The sequence below is a fragment of the Lactococcus sp. DD01 genome, from assembly GCF_001578715.1.
Classification (GTDB): Bacteria; Bacillota; Bacilli; order Lactobacillales; family Streptococcaceae; genus Lactococcus; species Lactococcus petauri.
This window is the reverse complement of sequence record NZ_KQ968939.1, coordinates 936,087-948,440: the sequence shown is the minus strand read 5'-3', so window position 1 is coordinate 948,440 and position 12,354 is coordinate 936,087. Positions and strand designations below refer to the sequence as shown.

At 38.1% G+C, this 12,354-nt stretch carries 11 protein-coding genes; all 11 read left to right on the top strand.

Annotation, left to right across the window (positions count from 1 at the left end; translation table 11 throughout):
- Positions 1-273 precede the first annotated feature (273 nt).
- The 11 genes from uvrC to pnuC all read left to right on the top strand — a co-directional run bounded on the left by uvrC (position 274) and on the right by pnuC (position 12,344).
- Positions 274-2,052, top strand: coding sequence for an excinuclease ABC subunit UvrC (gene uvrC, locus LACDD01_RS04600; RefSeq protein WP_061413413.1), 1,779 nt, complete (start codon positions 274-276; stop codon positions 2,050-2,052).
- Positions 2,053-2,164: 112 nt separating this feature from the next.
- Positions 2,165-2,512, top strand: a complete 348-nt coding sequence (locus LACDD01_RS04595) for a YxeA family protein (RefSeq protein WP_019291987.1) — start codon at positions 2,165-2,167, stop codon at positions 2,510-2,512.
- 102 nt (positions 2,513-2,614) lie between these two features.
- A complete protein-coding gene (mutY, locus tag LACDD01_RS04590; protein ID WP_019293760.1) occupies positions 2,615-3,688 on the top strand; it encodes an A/G-specific adenine glycosylase in 1,074 nt (357 codons plus the stop codon).
- 110 nt (positions 3,689-3,798) lie between these two features.
- Positions 3,799-5,205: a dipeptidase PepV gene (gene pepV / locus LACDD01_RS04585; RefSeq protein ID WP_017368994.1), complete on the top strand. Its 1,407-nt coding sequence runs from the start codon at positions 3,799-3,801 to the stop codon at positions 5,203-5,205.
- A 243-nt stretch (positions 5,206-5,448) separates the two neighbouring features.
- Entirely contained in the window at positions 5,449-6,510 is a 1,062-nt protein-coding gene (locus LACDD01_RS04580) for a MupG family TIM beta-alpha barrel fold protein (RefSeq protein WP_061413411.1), read from the top strand.
- On the top strand, positions 6,507-7,397 hold the full coding sequence (gene murQ, locus LACDD01_RS04575) for an N-acetylmuramic acid 6-phosphate etherase (protein WP_019291990.1): 891 nt from the start codon (positions 6,507-6,509) through the stop codon (positions 7,395-7,397). Before LACDD01_RS04580 ends, murQ begins: the two co-directional genes overlap by 4 nt.
- 23 nt (positions 7,398-7,420) lie before the next feature.
- Positions 7,421-9,346 (top strand): glucose PTS transporter subunit IIA, encoded by a 1,926-nt coding sequence (locus tag LACDD01_RS04570; protein WP_061413409.1) that lies wholly within the window; start codon positions 7,421-7,423, stop codon positions 9,344-9,346.
- 103 nt (positions 9,347-9,449) lie between these two features.
- A complete protein-coding gene (acpS, locus tag LACDD01_RS04565; protein ID WP_061413407.1) occupies positions 9,450-9,812 on the top strand; it encodes a holo-ACP synthase in 363 nt (120 codons plus the stop codon).
- Between the two features lie 22 nt (positions 9,813-9,834).
- Positions 9,835-10,947 (top strand): alanine racemase, encoded by a 1,113-nt coding sequence (gene alr, locus LACDD01_RS04560; RefSeq protein WP_019293757.1) that lies wholly within the window; start codon positions 9,835-9,837, stop codon positions 10,945-10,947.
- 143 nt (positions 10,948-11,090) lie between these two features.
- Complete coding sequence (locus tag LACDD01_RS04555; protein ID WP_019293756.1) at positions 11,091-11,522, top strand: Spx/MgsR family RNA polymerase-binding regulatory protein; 432 nt, start codon at positions 11,091-11,093, stop codon at positions 11,520-11,522.
- Positions 11,523-11,636: 114 nt separating this feature from the next.
- Positions 11,637-12,344 carry a nicotinamide riboside transporter PnuC gene (gene pnuC, locus LACDD01_RS04550; RefSeq protein WP_017369001.1) on the top strand — a complete coding sequence of 236 codons (708 nt, stop codon included), beginning with the start codon at positions 11,637-11,639 and terminating at the stop codon, positions 12,342-12,344.
- Positions 12,345-12,354 lie beyond the last annotated feature (10 nt).

Below are 12,354 nucleotides of genomic sequence, written 5' to 3'. Positions count from 1 at the left end.
CATTTCAGTGATGTTATATCATGTTACAAAATCGTTTCTTAACGATATGATGTAACTTTATAGTAATGTAATTTTTCTTGTAAATAAAAAACTACTGAAAAAGTCAGTGTTTCCCGCTAGAGAGGTTAAATATTGAAATGATGAAAGAAGTGATTAGCATTTGATTTCTATGAAAAAAAGACATTCATAGAAAGTCTAGAGAGAAATAAACTCTTCCATAGGTGAGAGTCTCAATTTATGATTAGCACTTGCAGAATATGCTATAATAAGACCATGAATAACACGATTAAAGCAAAGCTGGAGCTCTTACCGGATAGTCCAGGATGCTACTTACATAAAGATAAAAATGGGATAGTTATCTATGTAGGGAAGGCTAAAAATCTGAAAAACCGCGTACGCTCCTATTTTCATGGCTCCCACAATACAAAAACTGAGCTTTTAGTCAGTGAGATAGAAGATTTAGAATGGATTGTTGTTGAATCAAACATTGAGTCTTTGGTTCTTGAAATTAACTTAATTCAACGTTACAAGCCCAAATATAATATCATGCTTAAGGATGATAAATATTATCCTTTTCTCATGATTACAAATGAAAAATATCCACGTTTGATGATTACACGTCGTGTCAAAAAAGATGGGGCAATGTATTTTGGACCTTATCCCGATGTTAAAGCAGCCAATGAAGTTAAGCGCCTCTTAGACCGCATCTTTCCTTTTAGAAAATGTGGTTTGCATGAAAAGAAAGTTTGTTTCTACTATCATATCCATCAGTGTCTTTGTCCAGTCGTTAATCATGTAGACCCTCAAGTTTATAAAGATATGGCTCAGGAAGTGAAGCATTTTTTAACGGGTGATGATAAAAAAATCATCAATGAACTTAAAGCAAGAATGTTTGCAGCTTCGGAAAAAATGGAATTCGAGCAAGCTGCAGAATACCGTGATGTGATTAATTCTATCGGTACTTTGAGAACAAAACAACGTGTCATGAACCACGATTTAAAAGATCGTGATGTTTTTGGTTACTATGTAGATAAAGGTTGGATGTGTGTGCAGGTTTTCTTTGTACGACAAGGTAAAATGATTCAACGTGATGTCAATATGTTCCCTTATTACAATGATGCAGAAGATGATTTCTTAACTTATATCGGACAGTTTTATCAAGAAGCTGAACACATGGTACCTAAAGAAATTTTAGTACCATCAGGAATTGATGTAGAGGCTGTTGAAGCGGTAACTCAAACTAAAGTTCTCAAACCAAGTCGTGGAGAGAAGAAGCAACTTGTAGCAATGGCGACTAAGAATGCACGCACACAATTACAATTAAAATTTGACCTCCTTGAAAAAGACCTGATTAAAACTCAAGGTGCTATCGAAAATCTCGGTAAAATTCTCAACATTCCTACACCAGTTAGAATCGAATCGTTCGATAACTCTAACATAATGGGGACCTCACCTGTTTCGGCAATGGTTGTCTTTATTAATGGCAAGCCCTCAAAGAAAGATTATCGGAAATATAAAATCAAAACTGTCGAAGGTGCCGATGATTACGCATCAATGCGTGAAGTGATTACGCGCCGTTATAGTCGAGCCATGCGTGAAGGGACTGCTTTACCTGACTTGATTGCAATGGATGGTGGTGCAGGTCAAGTCAATGCAGCCAAGGCTATTCTGCAGGAGATAGGGTTAGATATTCCTGTTGCAGGTATGGCTAAAAATGATAAACACCAAACCAGTGAGTTACTTTTTGGCGATCCTTTGGAAGTTGTGCCATTGAGTCGACAATCGCAAGAATTCTTTCTCCTTCAACGCATTCAAGATGAAGTTCACCGATTTGCGATTACTTTCCATCGGCAAGTACGTGGGAAAAATACCTTTTCTTCAAAACTGGATGGTATTACAGGTCTTGGACCAAAACGTAAGCAAAAATTAATGACGACCTTCAAGTCACTTAAAGCCATTTCTGAGGCTGATGTTGCTCAAGTCGCTGAAGCAGGTGTACCTTATGAGGTCGCTGAAAGGGTAAAGGAAGTTTTGGGAAAAGAAAATTATTAATTCTTTCAGAAAAAATTCTCTCAACGAGGGTTTTTTTATTACAAAAGTGTAAGAAATTTGCTTTAAATTAGGAGTAAAATAGTTTTGAAAATAAAAATTGAGGTATAAATAAATGAAAAAAATATTGGTGACTCTTATTGCTGGAGCATTGTTGATTATTGGTGGCGGCTATACTTGGTATAATTACGAATATGGCGGTCAAGAATATTATGTTCAGATACACACAGATGGGGATAAAATTTCGAGCAAAACTACTGATGGTGGAACTTGGCAGGGATTTAACTATAAACAAAAAGGTTATGCAGATTCTGGCAAAGAAAAGGATCTAGAATTTACTTCAATTCATAATCTCAAGCATGATGCTTATTTGAAAGTTACTTATAATAATAAGAATGGTGTGACTAAATGGGAAGAAGTTCAAAGAAAAGATGTGCCCCAAAAAGCATTGAATAATATTTAATTAGCAAGCCTGTTTAGGACAGGTTTTTTTGTTCCCCAGATAAAGTCCTCTTTAAGAGCTTACTATTTGACTTTGTTTTATATAAATTTAATAATAGAGCTTATGAATAAAACCGAAATAGAAAAGTTCCAGCAGGATTTATTAGGATGGTACAATATTCACAAAAAGCCTTTGCCGTGGCGTAAAAATACAGAGGCTTATTCTGTTTGGATTTCTGAAATCATGTCTCAACAAACACAGGTTGAAACAGTAATGCCCTATTATCTGCGCTTCATGGAGAAGTATCCTCAGATTGAGGATTTGGCAGCCGCAGATGATGATGAGCTGCTGAAACTTTGGGAAGGGTTGGGTTATTACTCGCGCGCTCGTAATTTAAAAATTGCAGCTCAGCAAGTCATGACAGAATTTGATGGGCAATTTCCTAAACAACTAAAAGACATTCAAAGTTTGCAGGGGATTGGACCTTACACAGCAGCGGCTATTGCTTCGATTTCTTTTGGCTTACCTGAACCGGCCATTGATGGAAATTTGATGCGCGTGACCAGTCGATTATTTGAGATTGAATCAGATATTTCTAAGGCTGCTTCGCGGAAAATATTTGATGAAAAGCTGAGAGAGCTAATCTCGGAAGAAAATCCAGGAGATTTTAACCAAGCACTCATGGACATAGGTTCCATGGTTTGTACGCCCAAAATTGCCAAGTGTGAGATTTGCCCCTTAGCTGCGTATTGCCAAGCCAGACCTAAAGGTACGCAACTGAAGTATCCTGTCAAAAGTAAAAAGATTAAGCAGCAGCATATTTACTACAATGCTTATGCATTAAAAAATTCGCAAGGCGAATACTATCTACAAAGACGTCCTAGCACAGGTTTACTTGCTAATATGTGGACTTTCCCTATGCAGGAGATATCTAAAGAAGAATTCAATAATGATAGGTTAGCGCCGCCAACAAATGTGCCAGATAGCATCTCACGCATGACAAAAGTTGGAGAAATCACACATGTTTTTTCTCACTTGAAGTGGTTTGTTCAAATTATTGAATGTATCCCTGAGGAAAATTTTATTGTTCAAGAAGAAAAACTGGATGAAAATCAACTTTGGGTAAAATTGACGGACCTTTCAAAAGTCGCTCTGCCTACACCACAAGTCAAAATGTTTAAGTTTTTTAAAGACTAGTTTTCACTTTATAAATGCAAACGTTTTACTTTTTTGGTATAATTATAGGAGTTTAGAAAACCGACTTTTTGTGAATATATTATCAAGAAGTCAAAATAATGGAGGCAATCATGACAACTATTGATTTTACTGCAGAAGTAGAAAAGCGCAAAGACGCAATGCTCGAAGATTTGTTTGAACTTCTTCGTATCGATTCAGCAATGGACATGGACAATGCGGACAAAGAAAACCCATTTGGCCCTGGACCTCGTAAAGCCCTTGACAAATTTTTGGAATTGGCTGAACGTGATGGCTACCAAACTAAAAACTATGATAACTATGTTGGTCACTTTGAATACGGAGAAGGTGATGAAGTTTTAGGCATCTTCGGTCACTTGGATGTTGTACCTGCCGGTTCTGGTTGGGATTCAAACCCATTTGAACCTGAAATCCGTAATGGAAACCTTTACGCACGTGGAGCTTCAGACGATAAAGGCCCAACTATGGCTTGTTACTATGGTTTGAAAATCTTGAAAGACCTTGGTGTGCCATTATCTAAAAAAATCCGCTTCATCGTTGGTACAAACGAAGAAACAGGTTGGAAAGATATGGATTACTACTTTGAACACTGTGAATTGCCATTGCCAGATTTTGGATTCTCTCCAGATGCTGAGTTCCCAATCATCAATGGTGAAAAAGGTAACGTTACAGAGTACCTTCACTTTGACGGAAAAAATGCTGGTGCTGTAGTACTCCACTCTTTCAAAGCTGGTTTGGCTGAAAATATGGTCCCTGAATCTGCAACTGCAGTAATCTCAGGTGCGACAGACCTCCAAGCAAAATTGGAAGCATTTGTTGCTGAAAATGCAGACAAAAACTTACGCTTTGACCTTGAAGAATCTGACGGTAAAGCAACAGTAACGGTCTATGGTAAATCTGCACACGGTGCAATGCCATTTAAAGGGATTAACGGTGCAACTTACCTTGCTAAATTCCTTAACCAATTTGACTTTGAAGCAGGTGCAGCTGCATACATCAAACTTGCTGCTGAAACATTGATTGATGACCATGAAGGTGAAAAATTAGGTACAGCCTACAATGATGACCTTATGGGTGCAACTTCAATGAACGCTGGTGTTTGGAACTTTGACGAAAACGGTGAAGGTACAATTGCATTGAACTTCCGTTTCCCACAAGGTACTGACCAACACAAAATCAAAGCAGTTCTTGAAGCTCTTGAAGGCGTAAAAGAAGTGACTATGAACGATCACGTGATGGAACCTCACTACGTACCAATGGAAGATGAACTCGTTTCTACATTGATCAGTGTTTATGAAAAACACACTGGCCTTAAAGGTTACGAAACAGTAATCGGTGGTGGTACATTTGGTCGCCTCCTTAAACGTGGTGTTGCTTATGGCGCAATGTTTGAAGGTGAAGAAGATACAATGCACCAAGCAAATGAATACAAACCATTGGATGCTCTCTTCAAATCAGCAGTTATCTATGCTGAAGCAATTTACGAATTGGCTAAATAATATGAGAAAATTAAAATCCCCCTTATCGGGGATTTTTTTTATTATTTTTTACATGAAATTTCATTCCATTATTTAAAAAACGATTCAAGATAAATTCAGTTAAACAACGGTTTTACAGGATTTATCTTTTTTATTTAAAAATAATGTGGAAAAATTTAAGTAAATTGTTGAAATGAAGTTTTGGATATGTTAAAATGAATGCGTTAACAAAAGAAATAAAGTTTCAGAGATAGAGAGGTGTTTATGTTTGGCTTTTCAATTTTTATGAATGAAGATCTTACTGCAAAAGATATTCATTATATAAAAAGTATGAAACAAGCAGGATTCAAGGGGATATTTACTTCAATGCATATTCCTGAAGATGATGCTCAAGCGTATAAAATGCGCTTAGAAAAATTAGGAGCTTGTGCTAAAGCAAACCAATTGGAGCTGATGGTAGATATTTCAGGTGAAGCTCTAGAACGTGCAGGTTACTCATTTGATCATTTAGAAGAACTTACTCACCATGGTGTCGCAGGTTTACGGATGGATTATCATATTGACAATAAACAGATTGCCAAAGCCAGCCATAAAATGAAGATTAGTTTAAATGCCAGCACGTTGGTAGAAGATGAGATAGAGGAACTAAGAAGATTAGGAGCTAACTTCTCTAATTTAGAAGCTTGGCACAACTATTATCCTCGCCCTGAAACTGGGCTGGATACGGAATATTTGCTCAAGCAGAATCAATGGTTGCAAAAATATGGTCTTAAACGAGTTGGTTTTGTTGCTGGCGATGCTCAGAAACGTTTACCTTTAAGGCTTGGACTTCCGACACTCGAAAAGCATCGGGATAGACATCCGCTGGCTGCGGCTCTTGATTTATTAAAGTATGAGACGGATGAAGTTTATATTGGCGATGGAGATTTAGCAGCAACAACGATTGATCAGTTTGAAAATTATATGCAGTGGGATAAAATAGTTTTGCATGTAGAAAACCATGATTCAGCTTATTTTACGTCAGTTTTAGGAGAACATGACAATAGAAATGATCAATCTCCTGACTTGATAAGAAGTGCAAATGCCCGCTTTAAGAAGGTTGAACAAATTCAAAAAGAACATACAGAAAAGCGCAACAAAGGGGCGGTGACACTGGATAATGAACTTTATGGACGTTACATGGGTGAAACACAAGTATGTAAAAAATCACTACCAGCTCACCCTAATATTAACGTTGTAGCGTATGTTATCGAAAAAGACAGAGATTTACTCGATGTAATTTACTCGAAGCAAAAGTTTGAATTAAAAGAAAAGGAAAGAAAATGAATTTAGAAAATTTGACAACAGAACGACGTAATGAAGAAACTTTTGGATTGGACGAAATGTCGGTCTCAACTGCTCTAGAAAAGATGAATAAGGAGGATAAAAAAGTTGCAGAAGCTGTAGAAAAAGCACTTCCGATGATTGAACCAGTTATTGAAAAAACGATTGAAAGTTTCAATCATGGGGGGCGACTTATTTATCTCGGTGCAGGGACGAGTGGACGTCTAGGTGTGCTTGATGCTGCAGAGTGTGTGCCTACTTTTGGTGTTGAAGCAAGCATGGTTGTGGGGCTTATTGCAGGTGGAGAAAAAGCAATGACTCTTGCTGTGGAAGGCGCAGAGGATGACCTTGAGCTTGGCAAACAAGACTTGATTGACCTTCAGCTAACCAAAAATGACATGGTGATTGGAATTGCCGCAAGTGGACGTACCCCTTATGTGATTGGTGCGCTTGATTATGCGAAGAGTATTGGTGCACATACAGGTTCTCTAGCATGTAATATGAATGCCGAAATTAGCCAGCATGCTGAATTTCCTATTGAAGTAGACTGTGGCGCTGAATTTTTGACAGGATCAACCCGCCTCAAATCAGGTACAGCACAAAAATTAATTTTGAATATGATTTCGACAATAGCGATGATTGGTATTGGAAAAGTATACAACAACTTAATGGTTGATGTGCGTCCAACAAATGAGAAATTAGTGGAGCGCAGCAAACGTATCATTATGGAGGCAACAGATTGTGATTATGAAACAGCAGAAAAAACCTTTATCCAAGCGGGAGAAGATGTTAAGCTGGCGATTGTCATGATTTTAACCAATAGTGCAAAAGATGAGGCGCAAGAAAAACTCGTACAGGCAAAAGGATTCATTAAAAATACATTGAGCTAATAAATAAAAATTAGGAGATGAAGATGGCAGAAGATAAAGTAACACGTATTGCACGGCAAATTTACGAAGAAATTGGTGGACCAGAAAACGTTCAAAGTTTAGTTCATTGTATGACGCGCGTTCGACTTTCAATGATTGACGAAACAAAGGTAAATCTTGAAAAACTTAAAGCTATTGATGGTGTTATGGGAGTTGTTGAAGGTGAAACTCTACAAGTTATCGTTGGGCCAGGGACAGTAAACAAGGTAGCCCAAAAAATGGTTGATACTGTGGGTGTTAAGCTTGGCGAACAGTTTCCACACTCAGCAGGACTCAGTCTTGAAGATCGGGCAGCTCAAACCAAAAAGGCAGCCAAGGAAAAATACAATAAACCTTCAAAGATAAAAGAAGTACTGAACTCGATTTCACGTATTTTTACACCGTTGATTCCTGCCTTTGTAGGTGCCGGACTTATTGGTGGTATTGCTTCTATCCTTGCAAACTTAATCACCGCTGGCACGATTGATGGTGCGACTTTTGCACAGATTGTTGCTGTCTTAGGTGTGATTCAAAAGGGTATCTTTGCTTATTTGGTAATCTATGTGGGGATTAATGCAGCGACCGAGTTTGGGGCAACACCTTCACTTGGGGGTGTTATTGGTGCTGTGACTATGTTGACTGGGATTACACCAGAAGCACCAATTAACAATATCTTTACAGGGCAGCCATTATCTGCACAACAAGGTGGGATTATTGGCGTAATCTTTGCTGTATGGCTTTTATCTCTTGTGGAAAAGAATTTACGGAAAGTTATTCCGGATTCGATTGACATTATCGTTACGCCTACACTTTCTCTCCTTGCTATCGGACTTTTGACGATTTTCTTCATCATGCCTGTTGCGGGAACAATTTCGACATCTTTAGTAGGTGGGATTAACGCTGTACTTAATGTTGGAGGTGGATTTGCTGGCTTCCTCTTAGGTGCCCTCTTCCTGCCAATGGTTATGTTTGGCTTGCATCAAATTCTTACACCGATTCATATTGAAATGATTGACAAAACGGGTTCAACTACCTTGCTTCCAATTCTTGCCATGGCCGGAGCTGGTCAAGTCGGTGCAGCTTTGGCACTCTGGGTACGTTTACGTAAAAATAAAGAATTTGCCGAAATTGTTAAAGGTGCTTTACCTGTAGGTTTCTTAGGCATTGGTGAACCTCTTATTTATGGTGTTACACTTCCGATGGGACGTCCATTTATTACAGCTTGTATTGGTGGAGGTATTGGCGGTGCTATTATCGGGTCACTCGGTCATGTCGGTGCCATTGCTATTGGTCCAAGTGGAATTGCTTTAATACCTTTGATTGCAGATAACCGTTGGTTGATTTACCTATTTGGTTTAATTGGTGGTTACGTTGGTGGTTTTGTTGCTACCTACTTCTTCGGCATTCCTCAATCTGAAAAAGATAAAGCAGACAACTATGGAGATGAAGAAACAGTAGTACCATCTATTGTTGCAAATCTTGATAAAACAGTTGCTTCACCGATGTCAGGGAAAATTATTCCTTTAGCGAAAGTAGAAGATGAAGTTTTTTCTAAAGGGATGCTTGGGCAAGGTTTTGGTATTAAGCCTCGTGATGGGAAAGTTTTTGCACCATTTGATGGTACAGTGACGACAGTTTTCCCTACTAAACATGCGATTGGGTTACTTAGTGACTCCGGTGTAGAAGTGCTTATTCATGTGGGCTTAGATACAGTGTCACTAGAGGGTAAACCCTTCATCACTAAAGTAACGGACGGAAGCAAGGTTACTAAAGGCGACTTGCTTTTAGAAGCAGACTTAAAGATGATTGAAGATGCTAACTTGTCACCAGTAACTTTAGTTGTTGTTACAAATTCTGATGAATTTAAACACATCTATATCGAAGCTCCTGAAGAAGTGGCTTCTGGTGAGCAAGTCATCATTGCAGAATAAAAAAATAGGTTGAGTGTAAGCTCAGCCTATTTTTAACTCTTTAAGCTTAGAATAAGAAGAATGATTTTAAATAAAGTATCTGAAAATTTGGTATAATAGAAAAATGATCTACGGTATAGGAACAGATAATGTCGAGATTTCGCGCATTGTCCAAGCATTGGAACGCAATGATAAATTTGCACAGCGCGTTTTGACAATAAATGAGTTTGCTCATTTTTCAAGTTTTACTTCAAAAAAACGTCAAGCGGAATTCTTAGCAGGACGTTGGGCAGCAAAAGAAGCCTTTTCAAAAGCTTTAGGAACAGGCTTTGATAGTCAGCTTTCCTTTCATCATATAGAAATTTCTAAAAATGAAAAAGGCAAACCCTATTTTCTAGAACATCCCTTTGCTGGCCAAGCGCATTTGAGTATTTCACATAGCAATCTAGAAGCAGTTGCTATGGTTGTTCTTGAAAGCAGAGATTGAGTATAAAAAGAAGGTAAATAATATGAAAGCAGCACCACATCGCCATACACCAGCGATTATTAAATTATCCGCAATTGAAAATAATGTCAAAAAAATGCGCGAACATATCGGTGATAAACCAGAACTTTGGGCTGTTGTAAAAGCGAATGCTTACGGTCACGGAGCAGTTGCTGTTGCGCAGCATATTGATGGTCTTGTAGATGGTTTTTGTGTGTCTAACTTTGATGAAGCCATCGAGTTACGTCAACAATTGATTATTAAACCTATACTTGTATTATCCGGTATTGTACCTGATCATGCAGAAATTGCAGCGAGTCAGCATATTACCTTAACAGCACCAAGTTTAAAGTGGCTCCAACAAGTCATTGATTCAAATAAAAATAAACACTTTTCCCGTTTGCGTATCCATATCGCTGTCGATACAGGTATGGGCCGAATCGGTGTGACAACAGCCGAGGAAGCTAATCAAATTATCGAGCTAGCAGACCAATATAATATTAGTGTGCGAGGTATTTTTACACACTATGCCACTGCTGATGAAGAAGATACGACACAGTTTAAAGAACAAAAGGCAAAATTTGATGCCTTAGTTAGTCAATTGAGTCGTCGTCCAAAATATGTCCATTCGACAAATTCAGCGGCTGGCTTGTGGCAAAATCAAGAAGTGCAAGATATTGAACGTATTGGTTTAGCAATGTATGGTTTAAACCCAAGTGGTGATGAACTTGCTCTCCCTTATGAGTTGGAACCTGCTTTGAGCTTGCATTCTGAGTTGACGCATGTTAAAAAGATCCACAAGGGAGACACTGTGGGTTATGGGGCAACTTTCCGTGCAGAAGAAGATACTTATGTAGGGACTGTGTCTATTGGCTATGCGGATGGTTGGACTCGTGATATGCAAGGCTTTAAGGTCATTGTAGATGGGCAATACTGTGAAATTATTGGTCGGATTTCGATGGACCAGATGACGATACGTTTGCCGAAAAACTATGAGATGGGTACACAGGTCACACTGATTGGAAAAAATGGTGATAAAGAGATTACTGTTCAAGATATTGCCAACTGGCGTCATACGATTGGCTACGAAGTTATCTGTCTTTTATCAGATAGAATTTACCGTGTCTATGAAGAATAAAAGCTGCTTTTGTGCGGCTTTTTTTTCATTACATTTTCATTTAAAAATAAGTCCTAAGTTGAGTAATTTGACAATGACTTTAAAAATGATATAATTATATTAAATACATATGAGATAAAATTAAGAAAAGTGAGGGAAGGGATATGATTAAAGTATATACTGTCATGGCTTGCAGTTCTTGCAAAAAAGCCAAAGAATGGCTAACGAATCATGAACTAGAATTCGAAGAAATCAACTTGATAACTGACAAAATAGATCCCGAAGACTTTCTTAAGATTTTCTCTTTAACGGAAAATGGAACAGAGGAGATTATTTCCACAAGAAGTCGTGCTTATAAACGCTTATCTTTGGATTTTGAACGCCTTTCCCTTCATGAGCTGGTTAAGATAATCGAGGAAAATCGTACATTATTGCGTCGCCCTTTGATCCTTGATGATAAAAGGTTGCAAGTGGGCTACAATGAAGATGACATTAGGAAGTTTTTACCACGTTCAGTACGTCGTGTCGAAATGCTTGAGGCGACCCATAATATTCGTCAGTTAGACATAGAACGAGCACTAGAAGAACAAGCATAAGAGAAAAATGGAACAGAAATTGTTTCATTTTTTTTTGTGTATTTAGTAAAAGAAATTCGTTTTTTCATTCCCGTCCGTGTTATAATTTAATAATCAAATTAAAAAGAGGGAACAATGAAAAACTATATTATTTGGTTGAAACATGAACTCAAATCTATCAATACAGCTGGCAGCGTAATGCTGGCTTTTATCATAGGCGTACAACTTGCTTTTTTTCTTACGGCGCCAATAACTTTATTGTCTGTGATTACACTTTTTGCGACTCTTGTAGGCTCGGCTTGTACGGTCTATATGATGATTGGGCGGCCGATTAATGGTTTACTCGGATTAATTAGCGCTTTCGGCTTTATTTATATTAATTGGACTGCAGGACATTATGCTTCTGTTTTAGATCAAATCGTCTTTATCGCCTTTATTGATATTCCTTTAATCCTGACTTGGAAAACTTGGGGACATCGTATTGAAAATGGCGTGAAGTTTATGACGGTCAAAGGTTGGTTTATTGCAATAGCTTTAATGCTAATCGCTTGGTGGCCAATGATGCAAGTTTATGCACATTTGGGGGATACGAACCCTTTATGGGATTCTATTACGCTGATTATTGGCGCAACAGCTTCATTACTCGTTTTCAAAGGGTATGGTGACAGTTACTCTTTATGGTTACTTTCTAATATTGTAACCATTGTATTATGGGCTACAGCATTTGCACAAGGCTACTCTGCTAGTGCATTGCCGATGCTTCTCACCATCATTTTCTATTTGGCGACAGCGCTCTATGGGAAATATTTTTCAGTATGGAAAAGAGCAAACAAAAAAGCCTAGTTTAAAGCGA